Here is a 25,038-nt window from a genome sequence, read left to right on the forward strand (position 1 = left end):
CGAGATTAATTTATAATGTAGGCTATGGAAAACTCACAAAATAATCAATTTCATTATGGGCAGTCATGATGAATATGATTTTCAATACGATGTTTCAATAAGCCTTTCGTAGATGCAAGAATATTTATGAAGACCTTTAGCTCGAATGTACTGTGTTTTATGATTATGCTCCTTCCTGGTAACATGGAAAATATACGTTAATTATCACAATTGTAAAGAAGGTAGAACCAGAATGGCACTTATCAAGGATCGTTTTTTTGGATGTCTGGTCGGGCTGGCCGCGGGAGATGCTTTGGGAACTACGGTGGAATTCAGCAGTCCAGGTACATTTGAACCTGTAACGGATATCGTGGGCGGCGGTGTGTTTGGATTAAAGCCGGGACAGTGGACGGACGATACGTCCATGGCGCTCTGTTTAGCCGAGAGTCTGGTGCGTAAAGATGAATTTGATCCGGCAGACCAAATGCGGCGATATACCAATTGGTACTATATGGGATATATGAGCAGCACAGGAACGTGCTTTGATATCGGTGGTGCGACGAGAGGGGCGCTGCATCGGTTCGAAGCCACTGGAGATCCGTACAGCGGATCTGTTGACCCTATGAGCGCAGGAAACGGCTCCATTATGAGGCTTGCACCTGTTGCTATGGCCTATGCGAACCGTCCGGAAGAGGCGCTGATGTATGCCGAGATGAGTTCACGCACCACCCATGCAGCAGCGGAAAGTGTTGAGGCCTGTGCTGTGCTTGCTTCAATCCTTGTAGAAGCTCTGCGTGGGGCAGACAAAGAAGCAATGTTATCGGCCGACGTGTGCCGAAAGTGGCGGCGGGACAAGCTAGCTTATTCGGCAGCAATTGAAGAAATCATCCAGGGATCTTACCGCCATAAGGAGCCGCCCGAAATACAGGGAACCGGTTATGTCATTCGTTCCCTCGAGGCTGCGTTATGGGCATTTTATCATTCAACTTCATTTGAAAATGGGGCACTGCTGGCAGTAAACCTTGGGGATGATGCTGATACAACCGGAGCGGTGTACGGGCAGATTGCCGGGGCTTATTACGGGCAAAGTGGAATTCCGGGCCATTGGCGTGAAAAGCTTTCGATGAAAGAGACGATTGATGAACTTACTGAGGCATTATGGAAGAAGGCCGAAAAGAGCCTAAATGAAGGATGAATATGAGTTCTAGGAGTTTTGACAGTATGAAAAAACAGTTCAGTATTCAACCCGCTGCTCCTTCGGATCTGAAGGCAGCAGATGTCGTTTTTGAAAGTTCCATAACTGCGGCATTTGAACAGGAGGGTCTGGAAGCCTTAATCGACGATATGCAGCATGAGATTGAGCACAAAAAACAGTTGCTGCGAGTATCTTTGTCAGCTTCGAATTCAGATTTGTTTTTTCTGATGGCCAAACATAACCATAACGTCGTTGGAACGATCTCTTATGGCCCTTGCGGTGAAGATATCGGAAAGTGCACCAACGATGAACTCGGGCATGTGGGGACATTGGGAAGTTTATATGTGCTGCCCGCTTATCAGGGACAAGGGGTAGGCTCGGCGTTAATTCGAGCTTTGATGACCAGGCTGAAGGAAATGGAAGTTACGCATTTTTGCCTGGATAGCGGCTTCAAAATAGCCCAGACTAAATGGCTGCGGAAATTCGGGGCACCCTACACCATTGCGAAGGATTACTGGGGCAAGGATGGAGGTCACATGGTGTGGTTATGTGAAGTGCAGGATTTTTTACAAGAAATAGAGTGAAATGAATCCCCAATAACTGAGTAGAAATGAGACGCTGGGCATCATCGGTTCGGGAGAGAAAACCGCCTATTGCTCAATTTTTGACCTGTACCAGAGATGAATGTGAGCATATGGTGACATTAAGCGTTCATCCTGCCTATCATGATGTGCTCTCATTTATAATAATAAAAAAAGGGACAAGGAGATGAACTCAAGATGAAAAAAATAACCTTAATAACTACTGGGATAGCTACTGGGTTAGTTGTGGTCGCCATAGGGACATATCTGATTGCAGGAAATGCCCAGAGAGAAGAAGCTGGCAACCAGGGAGTGTCAAATATCAAGCAATTGGTGCATGATTTCAGTACAAGAAAGGCAACGGCCCAGTCTGCTTCCATCACATCCAGTCAGTTGAGCGTATCGGAGGATGCTACCACAACAAAGACCTACGATTTACCTGCTAACGAGTTTTTTGTTTCGATAGCACCATATATGGAACAGACCCACCCTTGTGCAACCCATAGCCTGACCGGTTGTCAAGGCGAAATGAAGGATGAAGAGTTCAATGTAACGATTCATGATTCCGCTGGGAATTCAGTCATGAATAAAGCCTTAGTAAAATCCCAGTCCAATGGATTTATTGATCTATGGCTACCGCGTGACAAAACCTATAGCGTTACGGTCGAGCATAAAGGAAAAACTGCAAAATCCCAAGTCTCCACGTTTGAGAACGACGATACCTGCATTACCACGATGCAATTGGGTTAACGCAGTGAATTTAAATCCAGTTATCGGAATTCTGTGTGTAGGAAAGGGATTGAGAATGCATCAGGCCCGCGCAGATGTTGACGCGGGCCTGAATGGAGCATAATTGATGTACTTAGCCTGTTGGCGGGTGTTTACAACATCTCGGCTAGACCTACTGAAGTTATTCAAAGATCAGATACCAAAAAATCGCAATTTCATCACTGTGTTTATGAATACCCTGATACAAGTGAAGATCAAATCCGCCTATTCCAAAGCCACAACTTTCGTAAAATTTGCATGCATTCACGTTATTGCTTTGCGTCTCCAACATGATTCCGGGCATTCCACCGTTTTTCGCCCACCGCTTGGCTTGTTCGATCAGTTTACGGCCTACTCCCCGCCCTCTATATTTTTTGTCAACTGCTATGTCTTCTACATAAGCATATTTGTTCCAGTTTCGTTTCAGTACGATACGGCCTACTACTTGATTCTCGACGCAGGCCAAGTACACGATTTGATCCGGGCTATCGATGTATTCTGAATAGTCTTCGTCCGCTGCTTCTTCAAACTGTTCTTCTGAATAGCTTTTCGTATAGCCAGGAATTTCTTTCACCGTAAATCCGATTTGTCGACCTGTCAGGGACAGGACGATGGTAGAATCAACAGTAAAACTGTCATCTATTTCCTTACAGTTCATTTCATCTCCGACCATGATCTCCTGAATCACAATATCCATATCATCCTCCTAATTTTAAGCCTGATTTTAACTGGTGGAGTGTATGGAGTGAGACGGCGGACCTCGGACTTAAAAGAATACGATTTTCATAGTTATCGCAACCTCCAGGGAGTATTACTATGAGATTATTTTACCATAATTATTAATCCGGTTGCGAAGGTAAGGGAGTCTTCTATCGTATCTTGGCGCTGCTACACTGCTTTCTCCGACTTCTTGTTTGCAAGCTGTTGAACGAAAAGCACAAAAAGGCAACCTTTCCCTCCAAATTATGTTGTGTAATCATAGACAGACCCCAAGAGGACAATTCAATCGTCCCATCTCCCTAAATAATGTTTACAAAATGAATTAATAGATTAACATACTTTGTTTGTTGAACCATTAGAGTTTATACATAAATGTAACGATACATACAAAAGATGATACAGGTTCAAAAATAAATCCACCTGGGAGGGACAAATTATGATATTTCAACAAATTTGGGAAGCAGACATGAAGGAAAACGGTATAATTCCTTTGATCAAAGGATTGAGTGATAATCAAAAGGATTCGGAACAAGGTTATGTTATCGTTGATATGGACCCGACCCCGGATCAAGTTACAACCCCCGGAAGTGAAAAAAATGAAATTTCCGTATTTAAGGAAACCCACATTCCGCAAAATAAACAAAAATCCTACGATCTATTTATTAAACTGCATGATAACTTTGAATGGCTCAAAGGTAAGAAAGAAGATATCACCCCTGAGGAGCAGGCTGAAGTCAATGAGTTTCTACAGTTTGCAATTGGAACTAAACCGATGCAACTTGCCCGAGAATACGCCCAATCCAACGGACATCTTACAGATGGCAGTTCAGATGAAGAGTGGATGGATGTGCTAAAAGCACTTTGGTTCAAATTGATCCTAGGAAAAAGCACCTCTTATTTTGAACATGTGTTCTTAGGTGAACAAGGCAGCAGAAGAAGAAAATTGGGGGGGCACCATTTTTGGTATCATTATTTAATTAACGATGGTCCCTATGTGCAATTGAAAAAAGAGGATTCCATAGTATTCATCAAGCATGTAGAAGTAAATAAAATAGAAGCCAGTAAACTGGCTGAAGTTATAACCATTAAATATACTTTGGAAGAAGAGAAGGAATCAGGTGAGAAAACCAAGCTTTTTAAAGATATTGGAGGTTTCTTTGTTGGCACAAGTGCGGAAGGTTTACTCGCCCTTGGTACGGTTGCATTTCTGGACGGAAGGCAGCATATCCCGGTTGAGCTTAATGGAGAAAAACTTGATATCACTGTATTCCGAACACAAGATGGAGCGAAAAATGCAAGAACCTTCTATCCAGTAATAAAAGAGGCAGTTCGAGTATAGTAAGTGAAAAAATTTGAAATTTTTATTTGTAGCTGGTCATAAACGAAAAGGGGCACTGCTATGAGCCAAACAGAAATGCAGTATGAGATTAAATTTATCTTAGACGGTAATCAGGTACTGTCAGATGAGCATGAATTGCGTGTTGACCTTGTACATCTGGATCAGGCAGCACATCAACAACTGGATATTCGCTTTTTGGATACATCTGCGTTGGATTTGTACCATGCAGGCTGGATTTTGCGCGGGCGTCTCAAGCAGGGCAAAGATCAATGGGAAATCACTTACAAGAAGCGAATTGAACTTACCGAGAATAAAAATATAGAACAAGCGATGAGAGAAATGGAAGAATCAGGCTTTGATCTGAATGATCCTTTGTTGAACAAGGAAGTAGATTGGAGTGGAGAACATCAATCGTTGAACCTTTCATACGAGGTGAAAGTAAATGTATCCGCACTCCATCATCCCGATGATTGGAAGGCCGTTTTCCTGAAGCATGCACCGGACGCTGCTACGGAAGCAATGGGGTGATTTAAATTTTACCACAATGCTATCGAAAACAAGTTTGTTCGGCCCGATCACAGCCCGTAAATATAAAGGGGAATGGAGCGGTATACAGGAAAGTGCGGAGGTTTGGAATGTTGCTGGCAGCTCAATCGTGGAGATATCAACGGAGGCGACAGGAAACATAGCAGCGGAAAGCAGTCGGGATTTAATGAAAAAGCTGCTGCAACAGCAAGATTTATTGCCGCTACAGCCAGGTATGTCCAAAACGGGCTGGGCGCTAAACAAATTGCTGCATTCCGAAGATCCTGTGGCAGATCCCTTTATGCTGCTTCGCCAAGGAGGATACAATCTCTATTTTCGACATGCACAGCCTGAGAATACAGTTGATGATGATGTCATGTTAAGTGCACTCGGCCGGGAACAGGCTTGGAGGCTGGGTGAACTGCTTACGGCAAGAAAAATCCCGATACAGCTTCCAGTCAGCGCGAGTCCGATTAACCGAGCGAGACAAACGGCAGAAATTGCTTTTAGCCAGCAAAACGTTCAAATTGAGCCACGTCTGGTGCAGAGAGAGCTGGATCAGCTGTTAGAGACAGCTCCTGAGGAAGGGCTGAATCAAATATTTGTAGCACACCGCCACCATTTTAATAACCAGCTGAACCCAAATAAAAAATTTGATTATCTAAACATGGTGTTGCTTAAACCTCTAGGAACGGGAAAAGGATATAACGTAGTACATGTGCTAAACTTGCTCAAGGAAGCTTTGATAAAGTATGACAGCACTGTTTCCAAATTGACTATAAAATAGGAAGATTGATAAATACGCCTTTATGTGTATTTTCAACGTAGCAAGAGCGCATTTAGGGGAAACTCAGGCTGCCGAGAATGTCTCGGCAGCCATTTAAAGTAACAAGCCGTGTTCAGCTTAGGCTCTTTGCCTTCATTGGCTCTCAACGGCTACGGGGTAAGAAATCCAATCCCCCAGCTATTTGTCTTGCATAAACTCCATGAAAGGGAGAACGCTCGACATAACCTTTTATCATTGACAAAATTACATTTCTCCGTCACAATCCAAAAAACGATAATGATTATCATTATCTATAAAATGTACATACACGAGGAGAATATGTTCTATGAAAAAAGGTTTGAGCGGGATTGTAATGTTGCTGATTTTTTCGCTTGTTCTGGCAGGCTGCGGAGCTGCCAGCAATACATCGGAAAGCCAGACGGCTACTTCGGGCAGCACACCGAATGAAGCTGCGGTTGGTCCTGTGAAGGTTAAGCATAATCGTGGCGAGATCACACTAGACAGACCAGCAAAGCGTGTCGTAGTGCTGGAATGGACATTTACGGAGGATATGGTTGCGCTGGGCGTTCAGCCGATTGGTAATGCGGATAATGCCGGATACAAGCAGTATGTATCTTCAGAGGCGGCTCTGGATAGCAGCGTGACCGATGTTGGAACACGCGACGAGCCCAATCTGGAGGCGATTGCTGCATTGAAGCCGGACCTGATTATTTCCAATGTTGATGGAAATGCAGCGATCTATGATCAACTAAAAGCCATTGCACCGACAGTCGAATATAGTCTGAATAACGGCAAGGGCTACGATTATGACAAAATGGTAGAGATTTTCAACAACATCGCGGTCGCTCTTGGAAAAGAAGACAAAGCAAAGCAGGTGCTGAGGGAGCTGGATCAGCATTATGTGGATGCCAAAGAAAAGCTCGCCGCTGCTGGTAAAGCGGATTTCCACTACATTCTGACACAGGCGTTCACTTATCAAAATGCGGCCAGCCTGCGCATGTTTTCGGATAATTCGGTCGTTGCTGGAACACTGGCGAAGATCGGGCTGATTAACGATTGGAAGCCAGCCAAGCTTGAAGCGTATGGTTTTTCAACTGTAGGCATTGAAGCTCTATCTGCCGTTCAGGACAGCAACTTTATCTATATTGTACAGCCGGACGATGATGTTTTCGGTGCAGCGCTGAAAAATAATTCGGTCTGGAACGGCCTGAATTTTGTCAAAGAAAAACACACCTATGCATTGGATAGCAAGACATGGACGTTTGGCGGTCCTATCTCGTCAAAAGCGCTGGTTGATCATGTTATTACGGCGATTATGAAATGAGCTCGGCCGATATTGCGTCCGGTTTATAATTGGCGTAGCCTCTAAAACTGCAGCACTAAAAGCCCGCGTCTCTCGCGGGCTTTTCCCTGTATTCTCTAGCTCACTCCACGCGAGTCGCCACCTGATTCTCCCCATAGCTAATCACATAAGGGCAGCGGATACACCTGGAGCAATGGCAATAAGACGAAGATAGCAAAACTTTAAATTGTGTATACTAAAAACCTATTAAAACAACTGCAAACTTCCGACATATTATCTAAGAGCTTTTCGCTCAATATTCCTCGGGGAGATGGCAGCATGTCACAAAATATTAAGAAGCGCGTATCCAGATCATCCAGCATCGCCAACACATTGGCCATGGTCTTGTTAGTCATTATCGTTGTCGTCTTTGCAACCTTGGGGACGTTTATGTTTGCAAGCACGCAAAGCATACTTGTCAAGCAGCAAGAGGCCATGCTCCAGACCAAGACGCAGGCCATCGTCAGTCAATTTGATGCGTTATTCAAGGAAAAGGGATCGCTTGTCAAACAAATGTCAACGAACAACCTTTTTAAGCAATATTTAGAAACCACCCCATCGGCAGAAATGGTGAAAACTTCTTCTTACGCTGCGGAAACAGTAGCGACTCTGGCAGCCATTGTCAAGGCAGAGCCATCTTTTGCCGACGCCTGGATTGCAGGAATATCTGGTAAAGGCTTCTTTCTACAGAATGATGGTGTTGCTTCTAAACCGGATTTCGATATCCATACACGCCCATACTTCAAGCCAGCTGTTGAAGCAGACGGTTTATACTACTCTGAACCCTATAAGGACGTCAATTCGGGTAATGTGCTCATGGGCATTTTCTATCCGATTAAAGATAGCAGTAATCAATTAATCGGATTTGCTGCTGTCGATATTGCTTTCAAAGACATTCCTGCCGTTATGCAAAGCTATTCGCTTGGAAGCACAGGTTATTCGATTCTTGCATCCAAAACAGGTGATATTTTGTATCACCCCGATCAAAATAAAGTGCTGAAAGAAAAGATTAACGAAAGCACAGGTGATCTTGGGGAGATCGGAAAGAAAATGATTGCCGGCGAGTCCGGAGTACAGCTCATTAATGATAATGGGGAACGTCGTTATATCGGGTATGCAACCAGTAAAGATACGGGGTGGTCTGTAGGCTTAACTATTTCTGAAGAAGAGGTGCTCACAGAATTAAAAACCTTTACTTGGCTTACTATTGGCGGTTTTGCCGCAGCCACAATCCTGCTGGTTGTGATTTGTTATATAACGCTCCGTTATCTGTTGAGATCGATACCGAAGCTGCTCGCAAAAATCAAGCTGATTGAAAATGGAGATTTAACCGTTCAGTTTGATACACATTCCAATAACGAAATCGGGCAAATTTCTCAAGGAATTCACAATATGGTTCAAAAAATTCAAGGAATGCTCCAAATGGTAGGCGGCTCAGCTCAAGTCTTGAATCAGTCTTCTCATGATTTGCAATCCATTTCTTCCAGAACCGCGATCACGATGAACGATACTGCGACAGCAATTAATGAAATTGCCAATGCAACGAACTACCAATCCATCGAAACGGATAACATTTTACAAAAAACCGGAGCATTATCCGGCCAAATTGACGAAATTGCCAATGATGCCAAAGCCATCGAAACGATGGTACAAATCTCTGCTGAGCAAAGCGGACAGGGGCTTGCTGTAGTAGACCAGTTATCCAGATGGGCGGAAGAAAATCATAATTCCACACAAGCGATGTCATCTATTATTCAGGATATTGATATGAGCCGTCATGAGATTTCGAGTATCGTGGACACGGTCAATCAAATTGCAACGCAGACTAACCTGCTGGCGCTCAATGCTTCCATTGAAGCTGCGCGTGCAGGAGAACAGGGCAAAGGGTTTGCCGTTGTTGCCGGGGAGGTTCGCAAGCTGGCGGAGCAGACTGCACTGGCGACACAGGAAATCTATAAGAAGGTACGTGTGATTGAAGAAAAAACCAGCGTATCGGTGGAGCATACAGCTCACGGTCTGAAAATTGCAGAAGAAAATGCGAGATCGGTGGAGGACACGAAGCAAGTATTCTTTAGCATTAATAAGGATTTGGAAGATTTGAAATTGCGAATGATCCAGATCAGCACGAACACCTCCAAAGTCCACAAGCATAAAGATGAGATTTTGCAGGCACTGGAGATCATCTCTTCCACCACCGAAGAAAATTCAGCTTCAACCGAAGAGGTCAGCGCCAGCACGCAAGAACAATTGGAGAGTTTCGAACAGGTTGCTGAACTATCCAAACAATTAAGCCATTTGTCCAATAAGCTTCAAGACGAATTAAGACAGTTTAAGGTCGAGGAACATGAATAGCCATGATTTTGGTATTACAGCAAAGCTCGCGTCCAGCGCGGGCTTTTTACCTTTTCGTATCCTATTTTAACAGCAATTTAAACGACGCCCGAGGCGGCTGACGATGCGAAGAGGGAGTTCCAAAAGGATACCTACTGAACCTGAAGCCGGGTTATCTGTTGGAAAGGTGGTGCGGTGCTATGGGATGATGTGACGGAGGAACTGGACAAGTAAAGGCAAGGCATTCTATGATAATGAAAATTGGACTTAACGGTTCAACAATTTGCTCCGAAAGAATCGGGCCTTAAGATGAATCTCCATCTTAAGGCCCTTTTTTGTGCAAAATTGGATTTCCAATTTTTTGAACGACTGATATACTAAGGAGGCAACGAGATGAAGATTAACCTACTTTATCGGGATGAAAAAACGATTGGCGTACGGTTGGAGCGATACGGAGTCAAGGAGCGAGAAGGGATTCGGTCCATACCGGGCAGAAAATGGGTTCCAGACGAAAAAATCTGGACGATTCCGTACAGCATCGTGGCTGTAGAAAGCCTGTTGGAAGCGTATCGGAGCTGCGAGTTCGAATGGGACGAGCGCCTGAATAAAGAGCTGCCGTACATCCGAGAATGGCTGGATCGGCGGGGCGCGCAGGCCAATGTGGTTCTATCTCCTTCGGAACGTGATGAATGGAATCCGGATCAGCGGAAAGAATTGCGCGATGCATTGGTGGCAAGGGGATACAGCAGCAAGACAATTAAAGCTTACATATCGCAAACGGAACGCTTTTTCGCCGATTTGCAAGGGACCGAAGCAAGTATAAATGATGCGGCGGTGCAAAAATATGCGCTGGCGCTGCTCGAAAAAGGCCTTTCGCACGCTTATGTTAACCAAGCGATCAGCGCGCTGAAATTTTACTTTCGCCATGTGCTAAAGCAGCCAAAATCCGCCGCTTATGTTCGTCCAAAAAAAGAAAGTAAACTGCCGGATGTGCTGTCCCTGAATGAGGTCATGCGTCTGTTGAAAGTAGTGAAAAATCCGAAGCATCGGGCTATTCTGTACCTGACGTATACATCCGGGCTGCGAGTAAGCGAAGTGGTGAGGTTGCGTCCCGAGGACTGCGACCGGGAACGGAAAGTGCTGAAAGTCCGTCAGGGAAAGGGTAGAAAGGATCGGCAAACGCTGCTCTCCGAAGCGGCTTTTGCGGTGGTCGAGCAGTACATAGGGGCGGAGCAGCCGGAAGACTGGCTGTTTCCAGGGCAGAGGGAAGGCCGCCACCTGACGGAACGTTCAGCGCAGAAAGTGTTTGAAAAAGCGCTGGCTGAAGCGGGCATTCGCAAACAGGTGAGTATCCATTCGCTAAGGCATTCTTTTGCGACCCACTTGCTGGAGAATGGGATCGATCTTCGCTATATTCAGGAACTGCTGGGGCATCAGAGTGTGCGAACGACGGAGCGGTATACACACGTGAGCAAGCGGGACATTGGGCGGATTCAAAGTCCTTTATGATCGGATAGGTGGGCTGGAGGATTGAAGCGCAGAAAGTGTGGGAATAAGGAGAAAAGTGCAGGATTCACGAAGTTCGTGAATATGACGAAGAGAGCATTCTTTCGGAAGTTCGTAAATAAGACGTTATCTGTAATTGATAAAGGAGAATTTTTAAAATGCATAACTTTAAATATTATAGATTTACAAATGATGATGAGAAACCGGATGACTCCACAGATCTTTCTAAACAATTGTATAAAGTCACAGGGCATCATTCTAATGATTATATAAAGCCAGTAGTAAATCCTGACGGAGATTTGTGTACAATTTTATCCGATGAGTCAGAGTTCAAAGGAAATTATGGGGTTTGCTTAGTTATGATCCCTTTTTTGGACATTAACTTTTTGAATGGACTTGAAAAAAAGCTTGAGGATTTAGTGTTACAATTTGGAATTGAGAAAATTCACTTTACTGATATTTATGGTTCCAAACAACTCAAAAACAGAAGAGATGAATTTATTATTGGGTACACTGAAATTGTAAATCAGATACCTAAAGCCGCTTTATTTATTGGGAAAAGTAGAGAAGAATTACTGATCGAATTAAATGAGGGGGAGATGAGTAATGAAGAGATATACTTTACTTTATTTTGGAACAATTTCGAGAGAGTAATAACTATTCCAAATACTCAGAATAATATTTATCATATATCTTTTGAACAAGAGTACTCTTTAGATGGAAAGATAAAAAATGTTGCTGATATTACTTTCAGAAAACTATATTCTGGAATTGAACAATTGTATGAGAAATTTCCGGACAAGTATATTTCTATATGCAAGCATCCACATTTTCATTCAAAAGCTGCTTTACTTTATAGTTCACTAGCTGATCTTGCTGCATATATTCCTAACAAAATTCAGCAAAAAATTGATTCGGGCGTGCCTAAGCCAAAGATTATAAAAATTTATAAGAGCGAATTGAATCTTATAAAAACAGTTTTCCAAAATTACTCAGGAATAGGTAGTAAAGAACTAATAGAGATTATTAATGAATCATAAAGTAGGAAGTAATTCAGGAAGATATCAACTACAGATAACAGAATATTCACGCTGCGGACATTCGTCCTGGGTCCGGCATTCGCCGAACACTCAGCATACGCTGAGTCGTGAATACGGGAACGTTATAGGAAATCAGCGCAAAACAAAAATATAAACATAGCTAAACCAAAGATGAAAGGAGAATACTGATGTATGAGAACTCTGAAAAAAAGATACGATTCTTTAGAAAGATCCAACTGTTTCATTGGTGGTAATGATGTGTGGCGTAGCGGGCTCTGGTAAAACTACTTTTACTCAGCAGTTAGAGAAAGATGGTTAAAAAATAACCAAATTCAATTTGAAAAAAGACTCAGGGCGTAGAATAAGCAACCCTGAGCCTTTGTTGCGTTCAATAAAATCGTAAGCCTTGGACGATAAATAAGCCCTAGATTGCCGCTGGTATAGTAGACTGTCGTTTTCCTATCCCAAAAGGCCATATTATTTAGTGCTATTGTCTTATAATAAGAATGTCTCGAGGCGGTCTTCCAGTGCTTTGAATTTGAGATATTTCCGTGCTAGTAAGATTGCGGCCTACCAAGATTAACGAAGATGTGACGTTGTTGAAATTGAAATTACCCAAGTTAGCCACATTTTGACTGCCACGGAACACCCGGAATGACCCCTGAAAGTTAATTCCCGAAAACAGTACAAGTGTTACTTGAGTGCTTTGCACAACATTTCTGAGTCGAAAGCTTGAAAGCGCATTGTCAAACCGAAACGCTCCAAGATCACGAACCGCAACCCCTCCACGTCTGAAGAGGATCCGACGACCAGAAAAATTGGTACCAGACCAAAGTGCAAGACGTACATCACTGTTTGCCAACTAAATCACTCCTTTTCTAAGGTTGATATAGTGTATTGCGGTTTTTATGAATGGTATAGACAAATAGAGCAGGGTGATAGTCTGATTTTACTAAAATAGGATAGGTGTCGGTCGTATGACAAAGAGCGCTGATTTAGTCGAAGAATTCAATGAATTTTTTATGGAAGTAGAAAAAAAGCATTACCAAAGGGCTTATGCCGGAGGAGGAGGAAACCTTAAAAAAAGTTAAAACAACGATATGGAAAAGGCATATTTTTACCCTCAAGAGAAGGTTCCTACCCTGTGGCGAAAGAAGGAGATTCGATAAGGAACAACAAGCTTCCAATAGTTTTTCGAAGAAGATGCTTACATCCTATAACAACGTATTCACGCATCGGGGCTACCGCCCCTCGGTTGCCAGATGTATAATCATGGAAGAAGCTCAGACAACAAACGCCCCAGCCTAAGATAAGAGCCATCTAAGGCAGGGGCGTTTCGTGAATACAACAACGTTATACAATAGAATCAAAATGAAAAAGAGCCAGAAGGCTCTCAATCTAAAGATATATGTAATTCGTTATGCAGGTGAAGAGCGTCCTTAAAACCTTGCAAATAAATTTCACGTTCTAAAATAGCTTGAACAGAAAGCTCAGCATCATCGTAAAGGAATAGGGTCTTCTGTATATTCTCCGGTACTCCTTCATGTAACTGCTTGAAGTAGAGATTCCGTTCGGATGAGAACTGGTTGTAGCTGGAGTTGTTTTTGATAAGCTCGCCATATAAAGATTCAATTCGAGTATGAATCAGTGAATCAAGTAAGACTTCTAAAGAATTATGCATTTTGAACACCATCCAATGTATTTGATTTTATGAATAAAAGTTCAACTTATTAAACATAATTTTATCATATCAAATAATTAAGTCAATACATGTTGAAGATGTTTTTGATAAAGAAAATATACTTTCATATAATTAAAGAAAAATTCACTTGATGTATGAAAGGAATATCAGATGATTAGTTATAAACCTTTTCAAAAATTATTGATCGACAGGGAGATTAAGAAGCAGGATTTATTGAAAATGACAGGTATCTCGTCTGCTACAATGGCGAAACTCAATACGAACGAATATGTGTCGTTAGAAGTGATTGATAAATTATGTGCGGCTTTAGGTTGTCAGCCAGGAGATTTATTGGAACATATAGCAGAACAATGACAGATTAGAATCAAGAATGAATGTTGGTTAACCGAAGAAGTGATTCCATCGTATAACATAATATTCAAGCAGCGGCTCCTTTGGAGCCTTGGTCTGCGAGAAGGATTTCAGGGAAGCATTTCAGTAGACAACCCCTTCGGGGTTCATGAATACAGGAACGTTAGAAGAAATGGCCGTTAAAAATTAGTTAGGAGAGAACTTATGCATGAGTCAATCGCAATTATTTCAGATATTCATAGTAATAGTTTTGCATTAGAAGCTGTACTAAAGGATATTTCAGTACGGGACATTCAATTAATAGTGAATTTAGGAGATAGTTTGTTCGGTCCCATTGATCCATTAGGTACCGCTAAACAATTATTGGACAACAAAAATATAATAAATATTATGGGGAATTGTGACGAAATTCTTTTAAAAGAAGAAAGTAATTTAGCTACCTATAAATTTGTAAAACCATTACTAAATAATGAGATCAAGAACTGGATTAGTTCGTTTAAAAAGACATGGGTAATTGAAGACCTTTTGTTTTGTCATGGAACCCCATTTTTAAATGACCAGTATTTGTTAGAAGAAGTAGATGAAGATGGTGTTAGATATAAGAGTCTCGATCATCTCTCAATGGAACTTGAGAAAGTTCCGCAGAACTATATATTTTGTGGACACAGTCACGTGTTTAGAACGGCTTATTTATCGAATGGTAAGTTAATTATAAATGCTGGTAGTGTAGGTTTGCCTGCCTATGATGATGAATTGCCATATCCACATGTGATGGAATCAAACTCACCTTATGCTGAATATGTCATTGCCTACAAGACTGCTGCGACAAAAAAGTGGAGTTTTGAACATGTAATGATTCACTATGATTGGGATAAAGCTAGTTCAATTGCTGAAGATAACGGACGAAAAGATTATGCGTTTGCTATAAAGTCTGGGAGAGCATTTAGGATGTAATTCGAGGAGGACGGCCACATCTTCTAACAATGCATTCCAGCTTCGTCGCTGACGCTCCTCGGTCGCCTAGAAGATTCTCTGAGAAGTGGAATCAGGCGACACATTCAACCAGCTAAGTCTGACGACCCGTTCCCTTCGGTCACTTAAGCTGCTTGAACGTCAGGAATGCCAAACGTTAGCTGAAATTTCGAAAAAAAGGAGATAAACATGAAATTTAATTTGTATGATAATGGTATCGATTCTTTTGCTAGTGGCAACGAATTTTATAATAAATACCTACAATCAGATAATTTATTTGAAAGTAATGGATTTAGATATTTAAAATTATCAGTTATTTGCTTTCAAAATGCAGCGGAAATCTTTTTAAAGTATTATTTGTCAAAAAAAATGAACTATTAATTTATGAGGAACTTTCAAATCCAAATCTATTAGAAGTTATAAGAATTCATGAACAAATTAATCATAAAAGAGCATTAAATGAGCTTGTAAATTCAAGAGATATTCATATTAAAACTATTTCGTACAAAGAAGCGATAAACAGAGTAAGTAGCTTTATAGGAATTAAGGATAGCGATCGGTTATCTCTTGATGCAATGGGGCGGATTAGAAATAAAGTAACACATTTTGGTATATATAGAGAAATTGATTTTCATGAAATCATTGGAACAATAAATAATACTATAGAATTTATTATTGAGAATTTATTTCCTACTTTCATGAGTGACAGAACTGAATATTTAAATTTAGATGAACTAATTACAAAGATTAAGGAAACTTTAGAATTGGCTAGGTATCAGGAGCACAGTTATTGGTCTGGTTATTTCGGAGAAGAGTTTAAAGATTTGAATGAATTAATTGATGAGGTCAAGAATGATAACGAGTTTCAGGTGTTCTTAGAGCAGAATAGAATGGAGATGTTTATTGAACGAGATTTTCATATTGATTCAAGTGCATTTAATATTTTCATCTTTGATGATGACGAGGATAAATCACTAGAGTTCTATACCGTTAATTACCCAAGTTTGAATATTACCTTAATGAAGGATAATCAAGATAGGGTATGTGCTTACATTGACCACTATTATAATTTACTGAATGAAGATGATAAAGCAATTTATGAATGTAGCAGATTAACGGAGATATCTAGTGGGAATTTCGATTTTTTTGGATCAAAGAAGCAATTTAAAAAAAAGAAATATAACTCAAACACTTTAAAATCTATTCTTAAAAAGAGTATTCTTGAAAGTTAATCAGGAAGTCTGAACTCCAGCTAACATTGTATCTACGCTACGGGCGTTGCCCTTGGTTCGCCAGAAGTGGTAGGCATAGAAGAAGACTCAGCGAACAACCCTGCGAGGCTATCCATCGGATCCGGTCGCTTTGCGCTCTTAAGCTTCTCGGGTTCGTAGATACAGAAACGTTATATGAAAGATCGGTAGACCTTTAAAAAGAGAAGAATTAGAAAAGGGGATAATAAAAATGGATGAAATTTACTTTTTAAGACATTACCTCTCGTCTCTCAAGTATCGATGTTCAAAAGCAATTCTAAATGCTCCAAGTAATTACCCGAATTATGAGCTCGGTAACGGTGTAAGAACTCCAATTGAAATTTTGGCACACATGTCTGATGTCATAAGATATGCCCAATCCGTTTTTGATAACCAAGTACAACTTAAGAAAGAATCAGGAAACTGGAATGACGAAGTACAGACATTTTTTAATGAGCTGCATAACTTAGACAATTTAATGAAATCAAATGGAATACCAAACAAAGATAGAATTATCGAAAAACTGATTCAAGGGCCATTATCAGATGCAATGACACATGTTGGTCAATTGTCAATGATAAGAAGAATGGCTGGAGATTCAATACCTGGAGAGAATTTCTTTATTGCTGAAGTAAAGGTTGAATAGTTATTGATAGTAGTTCAAGCAGACCGATCCTTCAGATAACAAAATATTCACGCTTCGGGCCCTTCGGCCCTCGGTTCGCCCGATGAGGCAAAGCTGAAAGTGGATTCAGGCGAACACACCCCCACCACCCAACCGCGTTGCGGCCAGTCACTTCGTTCCTTTAAGGTGGTGGGGCGTCGTGAATACAACAACGTTATGTGAAAGAAATGAAAAGATATATTAATTTGAGGTGATACTATGGAGAAAGAAGAAAAACTCTCATTTATTAAAAGATTTATTGAGGAAGTGAGCACTCATTTTCTCAAGGAAGAAAGTCCAATGATTATCCAAGAAGATTATGAAAATGTACGTGATATTATATTATTATACGCTAAGCAAACAAATCTGCTTAATGGATTACTGGTCTTACTAGAGAATAACTATACAGAAGAATCTTATATACTTCTGAGGTCACAAATTAATAATTATATGTTGATTGAATACTTATGTCATGATGATAGTTCAAAATCAAGATACAAAGAATTCATAATGCAACCGCTTAAATCTGATTATAAGTTTTTGAAAGATCTGAAAAAAGCTATTGATAAGGGATGGTACAGAGATAGTGAATTTCCAGATAGGATCAATAAATTAAACAATATAAAAAGAGAATTAAGAAGAAATGGATATGATCTAAATAATACGAGAACCTTATCGCCAATTACTGTAGCGAGTTTAGCGAGAGAAGATAAATTGCAATTTGGCATTTATATATCTTTGTACAGACAAGCCAGTAAGTATGAGCATTCAGATCCAACTTCGTTAGAGGTTTATCGAACACAGATTTTAGAAGAATACTCCTCGAGTGTTGTATTTAAGATGGATTTATCAAAATCAAATATTGAAGATGAATTGAAAATTCTTGACATGGCAAGCAACACTTATTTTTTAACTTTGGCGCATTTGCTACAATACTTAACTCAAAACTATCCCCATTTACTTGAAACTTATGACAAAGCAAAATTGATAGAAATAACAGTAAATGCTGCTATACGTCATCCTTCTATTAATAAAGAAGGATTTATTGAAAATCTGATAAATAGAACAGAATGATTGTGGGTATATCAAGAGGCCATTTCCTTCACATAACATAATATTCACGCATCGGGCATACGCCCTCGGTCCGGTAGGATCCGGACACATCCGACTTCGTCGGACGTCATGAATACACAAACGTTATATGATGTCAGCGGCATATGTTAAAATGATAAAAAGAAGAATTGGGACGAATTTGTAGGAGGTAGAACACATGAAATGGCAAGAAGTTAGAGAACTGTTTCCTGACCAATTTGTGCTGGTTTCTATAATTAATTATCATGAGGAAGATAACAAAAAAATAGTAGATGACGTTGCGCCGATTCGCACAATATCAGAACAAGATGCGAATAAAGAGTTTTTTCAAGTAAAGCCTGGAAATATGGTGTACCATACATCAAATCAAGACTTTGTGATTCACCTCCGCAGAGATCCATTAATGAGAGTAAGACGTAATACTAATGAAAATTAACTATGATGGTCAGTTAATTACAACGTCACTTACCATTACATTTAGAGGAAGAGTATTGAGAATAGATGATGTAATTATAGATACAGGATCTTCACATACTATAATTAGTCCTGATATTTTAGAGGAAATCGGTGTGACTTACGAAACAGGGGATTCAATATATGAAGCATATGGGATCGGAGGAAGTATTCCTTTCTACACAAAAATTATGGACAGGATTGAAATAGGTACAAATAGCATTCAAAATATAGAAATAGATGTAGGCATACTGCCTAAAGATCATAAAGGACTCCTCGGATTGGATATTCTTAAACAACAAAATTTTATTATTGACTTGAAAACATTAGAATTACGTAAGTGAATTTTGAAAAAGAATAAGTGAAGTAAAATCGAAAATGTCGCCGAAAACATATAACAATGCATCTAAGCTGCGGGGATTTTGCCCCTTGATTATTAGGTGTCAAGCACAGAAGCATATTCAGATAACATACGACCTGACCTAAGATAAGAGCTATCTAAGGTCAGGTCACGTCATAGATACGGAAACGATAGATGAAAGCACCCAAATAAATAAAACCATCTATAAAGGATGAAAAGAAAAAATGCTAAAATCTATTAGTATTGATGAATGGAATGGGACCACATTCAATGAAGAAATTGTTATGAATCCTACATGGGCAGACACTTTAAGTTTTTTAAGAAAACTCGACGGAGATAAATTTACATTAGTTTTTTTGAGGTATCAGACACAGATTCAGCATTAGTTGGACGGCGGACCGGAATATTTCATAGTGTCTATTACAATTGATGGTAATATATATACTCTTATGAACGATAAACAGGGAAACAGAGAAATTCTTCTGGTTGCTGGTGGTCAGTTAGGCAATTATTGTGATAACATTTGTATACAATTAATTCCTATGCTTGAAGTAATAAAGTATTATTATGAAACTGGAAAACTACTCGAAACACATAAATGGAAACAAGAATAATAATTACCTTGAATGTAACTCGAAGAAGTGAGTGACATCATCTAACATCGCATTCAACGCAGCTGGCCGGGACAAACCCGACCCTTGGTCCGGAAGCATTGGGAGGAGCGGATTCACCGGACACATTTAACCAGCTAAGTGGCAGAGCCACCCGTACTATGTGCCTTGTCCAATGCCGAAAGCAGATTCTAGAAGTGATTCCGTCGTATAACATAATATTCAAGTGGCGGCTCCGTTGGAGCCTTGGTCTGCTGGATGGATTTCGAGGAGGAATTTCAGCAGACAACCCCTAGCGGGGTTTATGAATACAGAAACGTTATATGACATTCCCTACCAACAACATTATTTAATAACTCAAAGGAGTTGTTGCAAAGATGGAGGAAAAAATCAAAGTTAAACTTAATACAGATTTAACTAAGTACCTGAAAGGGCTGGTTATGGGATCAGAAGGATATACCATAGGCAGATTCGGTATGTGGTCACGTGGAAATGATAACTTTACTGGTGTCCATTTCCCAGGTATTGGATCTTTGGATGTGCTTTGGTCTTCACTTGAAATTATCGATGAGGAATATTTAAAAAAAGCCGAAGACCTTAAGAAGAAGAGACTAGAAGAATATAGAAGTGCGAAAGATAAATTAAGTATGTAGGCCCAAGAGGTGGTTTTAAGGGATTTAGTTTTACTTATACAACCCATGAAGGTTCTACTGTTAGTTACTCTGGACTTAAACAAGAATCAGAAGAACTAATAAATTATTTTAGAGAAATAGGACTAAACATTACTGAGAAGATTAAATAGTGATTTTGGTTGTGATTTGAAGAGGAAGGAACTTCAAATAAAAGACGTTATACGACAGAATCAAACAATAGAAAAGAGGATCATATGATCCTCTAGATGTTAGAATTTTTCAATTCACTAAAGAGTTGTAGAGCGTCTTTGAAACCTTGTATGTAGATGCTTCTTTCTAAGATGGATTGGAGAGAAATTTGAGCATCTTCGTACAGAAAAACCGTATGTTGAAGTTGATCGGGTAACGCTTCACGAAGCGTTCTAAAGTATCGATCTGTCTCCGAAGAAAGCTGATTGTACTCCGTATGGTACTCCAGAAGCTCAGCAAAGACTAATTCTAAACGTATTCTTATAAGTGGATCTGTCAATGATTCTAATGCATTAATCATATGTTGTTCCTCCTCCAATTAACTTTATAGAGTTATTATATAACTTTGTAAAGTTAATTACAAGGTGAATATTTGACTTTGTAGAGTTAAATCTTTGCTTTTCGTTGATGATTACTGATATGGGAGATAAGATAGAATTATGGAGGGGAAAAGATGACCGTAATCAAGTGTAATATAAGGGAACTCATGGCAGAACATCGAATAGATGATATAACAGAATTGATGGCGAAATCGGGATTGAGTCGGAATTCAATTAATAAGCTATATAGGGAAACGAATATTGAAACAACAAAGCTGGAGACTTTATTCAAGCTTTGCGATACATTTAACTGTAAATTATCTGATTTAATTGAATATTTACCTGGAGATAATCAATAGTGAGGGCAGATTCAAGAAGTGAATCCGTCGTATAACATCATATTCAAGTCGTGGCTCCTAACGGAGCCTTGGTCTGTTGGAGGAATCTCAAAGGGGCGTGAAGATATTGAATTACATAAGAGAATTAAGAGAGTTAGTAGGTACTCGACCTATAATTATGGCAGGAGCATGTGTGATTCTTATAGATGATGAGGGACGATTATTATTGCAACAAAGAACTGACAATGGTCTATGGGGATTACCAGGAGGTTCAATGGAGCCTGGTGAGGATATGAAGGAGGTTGCAAGCCGGGAACTTTTTGAAGAGGTAGGCTTAGAAGCTGAAGAGTTAGAATTACTTGATATATTTTCAGGCCCAGAACTTTATTATCGATATCCGCATGGAGATGAAGTATATAACGTAGTGGCAGCTTATTTATGTAAAGAATACAGTGGAATAATTAGAGGCGATGGAGATGAAGTACAAGATATACGATTTTTTGATTTAAACAAGATACCAAATCAAATAAGTCCTCCCGACCTACCGATAATAACAAGATTTTTAAAGGAAGTAAGATCATGAAAACATTTTTTTAGTAAATCGAGGATGTCCCCGACATCACTTAATAAAGCATTCCCACTAGGGGGATTCGCCCTTGGTCGCCAAGGGGATTTTAGAGAAGTCAATTCAGGCGATACACTCAACCAGCTAATTCGGACGACCAATCCCAATGGTCACCTTAAGTTGCTTGAACATCAGGAAAGCCGAGTGTTATCAGAAAATAGTGCTAAGTGTTAGCCAGGAAGATATTCAATGAAAAAGAGTGAAATGGGAGGAGCTACAATGAAGATTGATTTTGCGATTGAATCAGATTATGAGTATATCTCGTTAAGAGACAAACACATACATAAGACACTTATAAGACCAAAAATAAAAGAGAATGAAATTCTAATAATCAGAGAATCTAATCAAGAAATAGGTTGGATGAGATACGGATTTTTTTGGGACAACACACCATTTATGAATATGATATGGATAGATGAGGAGTATAGAGGAACAGGTATTGGTAAAAAAGTTGTCCACTATTGGGAAGAATTAATGAAACAAAGAGGATTTGAAATGGTGATGACCTCAACACTTTCAAATGAAGGAGCTCAACATTTTTATAGAAAGCTTGGATATAGAGATGCTGGATGTTTAATGCTTGAGATTGAACCTCTGGAAATAATACTGACAAAGGAGTTGAACAAAAATTAACGTTGAGGAAATCAATGAAGGAAGTGACATTTAAAATATAATATTCAAGCTGCGGCTCCAATGGAAGCCAGGGTCTGCGGGAAGAATTTCTAAGAGGCATTTCAGCAGACAACCCCTGATGGGCTCATGAATACAGAGACATAATATGAATTCATTCTAAACTAATAAATTCAATAGATAGGAGTTACAAATGATAATAATGATTAATGGAGCCTTCGGCTCGGGGAAGACAGCGACAGCTCGAAATCTTCAGAAAGTTGTTCCAGATAGTATGTTATGTGATCCAGAAGAGATTGGTTATATGCTAAGGGAGCTTATTCCAGAGGAAATGAGAGATGACTACGAACGTACTAATGACTTTCAAGATATAGATATGTGGAGAATTCTCACAGTTAGTATAGCTAAAGAACTGAAACAGAAATACAATAAACATTTAATCGTGCCAATGACAATTTATAAACCAATTAATTATGATTATATATATCATGGTTTTAAAGACATTGATGAGGAATTATATCATTTTTGTTTGATTGCTTCCGAAGAAACATTAAGAAAACGTCTGACAATGCGAGGCGATATTATTGGAGGGTGGCAATTTCAACAAATAGACAAATGTGTAAATGCATTTAGAAGTAATAAATTCGAAGAACATATAGTAACAGATAAATTAAATACTGATGAAATTATAGATGTAATATTAAAGAGGATTGGTGGCTATTCTTCGAAAGACTGAATACATATACAAAATATATACGCTGCGGGCTTTGCCCCTGGTATCGTGATTTCGTCTATTTTAGTATCAGAAATCGATTTTCTGTAAACATATATACAATAAACATTATGAGTAAAAACAACAAGGGGGGAACTACATGACAGATAGGGATAAAATGAATCCTAAAATTGATGTATATTTAGATAAAGTGAAAAAATGGCAGGCGGAAATGGAGAAGTTGAGAGCGATCATGCTTGACTGCCAGCTAACTGAAGAATTGAAGTGGGGTAAACCATGTTACACGTTTCAGAATAGTAACATAGCTATAATACAAGGCTTTAAAGAACACTGTGCACTTATGTTTTTCAAAGGTGCCTTGTTAAATGACCCCAGTGGTATTCTAATCAAACCTGGGGAGGATACGCAGGCGGGGCGCCAGATTCGGTTCACCAATGTTGGAGAAATCGTTGAGATGGAAACCATCTTGAAGGCCTATATTGTTGAAGCCATTGAAGTGGAAAAAGCCGGTTTGAAAGTGGATTTTAAAAAGAATACAGAACTCATATTTCCTGAAGAATTTCAAGATAAATTAGATAAAAATCCTGCCTTGAAAACTGCTTTTGATGCATTGACGCCGGGACGGCAAAGAGCATACGTTATGTATTTTTCTGCACCCAAACAGTCCAAAACTCGGGAGTCAAGGGTTGAGAAATGTATGCAGGACATTCTCAATGGAAAGGGATTAAATGATCGATAAATTCGATGAGAAATAAAACTGGAGATATAGAGCTTGAACGGATTGAATCAATAAAAACAGGTGAGATCACAAGCCTACGCTTTCATATGAAAAAGTCAAGCGCGACAGTTCCTTCACAAAGAATTTGTCGGTAATTTTACACACCAAACGATTTCATGATTCGTTGTTGAATCGGTTACCAAATCGTCAGAACGTAGAAAAAAGTCAGCTTTGAGTTCTGTAGAAGGTTGCTTCACTCTGCTCAAGTTGATTTTTTGTTGACTTTTGAACAAAGCAAATACACTGCCGTAAGCCTAATCGCTAGGACAGTGTATTTGTCGTTAAAACCTGTATATCCGTTAAAAACTGTTTATTCCTCTCCGGTCGCCACCGGATTTTCCTCATAACTGATCCAGTCGCTCCAGCTTCCCGGATATAAACGCACCTTGCTAAATCCAGCTTCATTCAAGGCGAGTACATTGGGACAGGCAGATACGCCCGAACCGCAATACACGATAATTTCTGCATGTGGGTCAAGGTTGGCAAAGTGCTGCTGCAATTGCTCCGCATTTTTAAAGCTGCCTTTTTCGTCCAATACTTCTTTCCAAAAGAAATTCACCGCACCGGGGATATGTCCTGCTGCTGTATCTATAGGTTCTTCCAGCCCCAAGTAACGCGGACGCTCTCTCGAATCAATCAATATGTAAGAGCCATCAGGAAGCGTACCTTCGGATATACGTTGCACCTCTTGGATATTTGTGAGCATTTGCGTCTGTACATTCGGCGTGAATGTACTTGGAATGCGAATCGGCTGGTCTGCCGTAACGGGGAACTTCGCTTCCTTCCAAGCGCTGTAGCCTTCTTCCAGCACATATACCTGCTCATGCCCGAGATAGCGCAGGAGCCACCAGAAGCGGGAAGCCATCATACCGCCTTGGTCATCATAAGCAACGATGCGTGAAGATGCGTTGATTCCGGCACGACTCAGACGTGCGACAAGTGTATCCACATCAGGTAATGGATGGCGACCACCATGCTCGCCAAGAGGAGCGGTGAGGTCTTCTTCCAAATCGAAGTGAACCGCTCCTGGAATATGATCTTCATTAAATTGAGTCCGTCCAGCCCCGACTTGTCCGAGCAGGGAACGGCAGTCGGCAATAATCATGTCTGGCTCATACAATCGGGCCAGCAGCCAGCGTTTGGATACGATGGATTTCATAGAGG

29 protein-coding genes are annotated in these 25,038 nt (G+C 40.2%); 24 read left to right on the plus strand and 5 right to left on the minus strand.

The window, feature by feature from the left end:
* The first annotated feature begins 232 nt into the window (after positions 1-232).
* The 3 genes from LCF57_RS22490 (at position 233) to LCF57_RS22500 (ending at position 2,505) form a co-directional block, all read left to right on the plus strand.
* The gene (locus LCF57_RS22490) at positions 233-1,174 is read left to right on the plus strand and encodes an ADP-ribosylglycohydrolase family protein (protein WP_226002704.1); all 942 of its coding nucleotides are present in this window, start codon (positions 233-235) and stop codon (positions 1,172-1,174) included.
* A gap of 26 nt (positions 1,175-1,200) precedes the next feature.
* Complete coding sequence (locus tag LCF57_RS22495; protein ID WP_226002705.1) at positions 1,201-1,758, plus strand: GNAT family N-acetyltransferase; 558 nt, start codon at positions 1,201-1,203, stop codon at positions 1,756-1,758.
* Between the two features lie 195 nt (positions 1,759-1,953).
* The gene (locus LCF57_RS22500) at positions 1,954-2,505 is read left to right on the plus strand and encodes a CueP family metal-binding protein (RefSeq protein ID WP_226002706.1); all 552 of its coding nucleotides are present in this window, start codon (positions 1,954-1,956) and stop codon (positions 2,503-2,505) included.
* Positions 2,506-2,665: 160 nt separating this feature from the next.
* On the opposite strand, the gene LCF57_RS22505 is transcribed toward LCF57_RS22500, so the two are convergent.
* On the minus strand, positions 2,666-3,220 hold the full coding sequence (locus LCF57_RS22505; RefSeq protein WP_226002707.1) for a GNAT family N-acetyltransferase: 555 nt from the start codon (positions 3,218-3,220) through the stop codon (positions 2,666-2,668).
* A gap of 459 nt (positions 3,221-3,679) precedes the next feature.
* On the opposite strand from LCF57_RS22505, the gene LCF57_RS22510 reads away from it, so the two are divergent.
* From LCF57_RS22510 to LCF57_RS22540, 7 genes are all read left to right on the plus strand, one after another.
* Positions 3,680-4,582 carry a hypothetical protein gene (locus tag LCF57_RS22510; RefSeq protein WP_226002708.1) on the plus strand — a complete coding sequence of 301 codons (903 nt, stop codon included), beginning with the start codon at positions 3,680-3,682 and terminating at the stop codon, positions 4,580-4,582.
* 60 nt (positions 4,583-4,642) lie between these two features.
* Positions 4,643-5,110: a hypothetical protein gene (locus LCF57_RS22515; RefSeq protein WP_226002709.1), complete on the plus strand. Its 468-nt coding sequence runs from the start codon at positions 4,643-4,645 to the stop codon at positions 5,108-5,110.
* Between the two features lie 16 nt (positions 5,111-5,126).
* Entirely contained in the window at positions 5,127-5,894 is a 768-nt protein-coding gene (locus tag LCF57_RS22520) for a histidine phosphatase family protein (protein ID WP_226002710.1), read from the plus strand.
* Between the two features lie 325 nt (positions 5,895-6,219).
* Positions 6,220-7,218, plus strand: a complete 999-nt coding sequence (locus LCF57_RS22525; protein ID WP_226002711.1) for an ABC transporter substrate-binding protein — start codon at positions 6,220-6,222, stop codon at positions 7,216-7,218.
* 297 nt (positions 7,219-7,515) lie between these two features.
* Positions 7,516-9,588: a methyl-accepting chemotaxis protein gene (locus LCF57_RS22530; protein ID WP_226002712.1), complete on the plus strand. Its 2,073-nt coding sequence runs from the start codon at positions 7,516-7,518 to the stop codon at positions 9,586-9,588.
* 372 nt (positions 9,589-9,960) lie between these two features.
* Positions 9,961-11,076, plus strand: coding sequence for a site-specific tyrosine recombinase/integron integrase (xerA, locus tag LCF57_RS22535; protein ID WP_226002713.1), 1,116 nt, complete (start codon positions 9,961-9,963; stop codon positions 11,074-11,076).
* A 155-nt stretch (positions 11,077-11,231) separates the two neighbouring features.
* Complete coding sequence (locus tag LCF57_RS22540) at positions 11,232-12,113, plus strand: hypothetical protein (protein WP_226002714.1); 882 nt, start codon at positions 11,232-11,234, stop codon at positions 12,111-12,113.
* A 487-nt stretch (positions 12,114-12,600) separates the two neighbouring features.
* On the opposite strand, the gene LCF57_RS27980 is transcribed toward LCF57_RS22540, so the two are convergent.
* Both LCF57_RS27980 and LCF57_RS22545 read right to left on the minus strand, forming a co-directional pair.
* Entirely contained in the window at positions 12,601-12,975 is a 375-nt protein-coding gene (locus tag LCF57_RS27980) for a hypothetical protein (protein WP_318840753.1), read from the minus strand.
* Positions 12,976-13,506: 531 nt separating this feature from the next.
* On the minus strand, positions 13,507-13,794 hold the full coding sequence (locus LCF57_RS22545) for a hypothetical protein (protein WP_103049512.1): 288 nt from the start codon (positions 13,792-13,794) through the stop codon (positions 13,507-13,509).
* A 171-nt stretch (positions 13,795-13,965) separates the two neighbouring features.
* On the opposite strand from LCF57_RS22545, the gene LCF57_RS22550 reads away from it, so the two are divergent.
* The 9 genes from LCF57_RS22550 to LCF57_RS22590 all read left to right on the plus strand — a co-directional run bounded on the left by LCF57_RS22550 (position 13,966) and on the right by LCF57_RS22590 (position 20,222).
* Positions 13,966-14,169 (plus strand): helix-turn-helix domain-containing protein, encoded by a 204-nt coding sequence (locus tag LCF57_RS22550; RefSeq protein WP_010345194.1) that lies wholly within the window; start codon positions 13,966-13,968, stop codon positions 14,167-14,169.
* Between the two features lie 201 nt (positions 14,170-14,370).
* Entirely contained in the window at positions 14,371-15,120 is a 750-nt protein-coding gene (locus tag LCF57_RS22555; protein WP_025717122.1) for a metallophosphoesterase family protein, read from the plus strand.
* Positions 15,121-15,455: 335 nt separating this feature from the next.
* Entirely contained in the window at positions 15,456-16,370 is a 915-nt protein-coding gene (locus LCF57_RS22560) for a hypothetical protein (protein WP_226002715.1), read from the plus strand.
* Positions 16,371-16,599: 229 nt separating this feature from the next.
* Positions 16,600-17,034, plus strand: coding sequence for a hypothetical protein (locus LCF57_RS22565; RefSeq protein WP_044788082.1), 435 nt, complete (start codon positions 16,600-16,602; stop codon positions 17,032-17,034).
* 237 nt (positions 17,035-17,271) lie between these two features.
* Positions 17,272-18,126: a DUF5677 domain-containing protein gene (locus LCF57_RS22570; protein ID WP_226002716.1), complete on the plus strand. Its 855-nt coding sequence runs from the start codon at positions 17,272-17,274 to the stop codon at positions 18,124-18,126.
* A 196-nt stretch (positions 18,127-18,322) separates the two neighbouring features.
* Positions 18,323-18,580: a hypothetical protein gene (locus tag LCF57_RS22575; protein ID WP_226002717.1), complete on the plus strand. Its 258-nt coding sequence runs from the start codon at positions 18,323-18,325 to the stop codon at positions 18,578-18,580.
* Positions 18,570-18,941 (plus strand): retropepsin-like aspartic protease, encoded by a 372-nt coding sequence (locus tag LCF57_RS22580; protein ID WP_226002718.1) that lies wholly within the window; start codon positions 18,570-18,572, stop codon positions 18,939-18,941. The genes LCF57_RS22575 and LCF57_RS22580 overlap by 11 nt, the downstream gene beginning before the upstream one ends.
* A gap of 466 nt (positions 18,942-19,407) precedes the next feature.
* Positions 19,408-19,572 (plus strand): hypothetical protein, encoded by a 165-nt coding sequence (locus tag LCF57_RS22585; protein ID WP_226002719.1) that lies wholly within the window; start codon positions 19,408-19,410, stop codon positions 19,570-19,572.
* Positions 19,573-19,946: 374 nt separating this feature from the next.
* Positions 19,947-20,222: a hypothetical protein gene (locus LCF57_RS22590; protein ID WP_226002720.1), complete on the plus strand. Its 276-nt coding sequence runs from the start codon at positions 19,947-19,949 to the stop codon at positions 20,220-20,222.
* Between the two features lie 241 nt (positions 20,223-20,463).
* On the opposite strand, the gene LCF57_RS22595 is transcribed toward LCF57_RS22590, so the two are convergent.
* Positions 20,464-20,751 carry a DUF6809 family protein gene (locus tag LCF57_RS22595; protein WP_226002721.1) on the minus strand — a complete coding sequence of 96 codons (288 nt, stop codon included), beginning with the start codon at positions 20,749-20,751 and terminating at the stop codon, positions 20,464-20,466.
* A 153-nt stretch (positions 20,752-20,904) separates the two neighbouring features.
* Here LCF57_RS22595 and LCF57_RS22600 point away from each other — a divergent pair, with 153 nt between their 5' ends.
* The 5 genes from LCF57_RS22600 to LCF57_RS22620 all read left to right on the plus strand — a co-directional run bounded on the left by LCF57_RS22600 (position 20,905) and on the right by LCF57_RS22620 (position 23,835).
* Positions 20,905-21,129, plus strand: coding sequence for a helix-turn-helix domain-containing protein (locus LCF57_RS22600; protein ID WP_069291285.1), 225 nt, complete (start codon positions 20,905-20,907; stop codon positions 21,127-21,129).
* Positions 21,130-21,235: 106 nt separating this feature from the next.
* On the plus strand, positions 21,236-21,691 hold the full coding sequence (locus LCF57_RS22605; protein ID WP_226002827.1) for an NUDIX hydrolase: 456 nt from the start codon (positions 21,236-21,238) through the stop codon (positions 21,689-21,691).
* A gap of 261 nt (positions 21,692-21,952) precedes the next feature.
* Positions 21,953-22,366: a GNAT family N-acetyltransferase gene (locus LCF57_RS22610; protein ID WP_226002828.1), complete on the plus strand. Its 414-nt coding sequence runs from the start codon at positions 21,953-21,955 to the stop codon at positions 22,364-22,366.
* Between the two features lie 190 nt (positions 22,367-22,556).
* Positions 22,557-23,099 carry an AAA family ATPase gene (locus tag LCF57_RS22615; protein WP_226002722.1) on the plus strand — a complete coding sequence of 181 codons (543 nt, stop codon included), beginning with the start codon at positions 22,557-22,559 and terminating at the stop codon, positions 23,097-23,099.
* Between the two features lie 136 nt (positions 23,100-23,235).
* Positions 23,236-23,835 (plus strand): YdeI/OmpD-associated family protein, encoded by a 600-nt coding sequence (locus LCF57_RS22620; RefSeq protein WP_226002723.1) that lies wholly within the window; start codon positions 23,236-23,238, stop codon positions 23,833-23,835.
* A 349-nt stretch (positions 23,836-24,184) separates the two neighbouring features.
* Here the strand turns inward: LCF57_RS22620 and LCF57_RS22625 are convergent, their stop codons facing one another.
* Entirely contained in the window at positions 24,185-25,033 is an 849-nt protein-coding gene (locus LCF57_RS22625; RefSeq protein WP_226002724.1) for a sulfurtransferase, read from the minus strand.
* Between the last annotated feature and the right edge of the window lie 5 nt (positions 25,034-25,038).

It is taken from the genome of Paenibacillus sp. BJ-4, assembly GCF_020404765.1.
In the GTDB taxonomy this organism is placed as follows: domain Bacteria; phylum Bacillota; class Bacilli; order Paenibacillales; family Paenibacillaceae; genus Paenibacillus.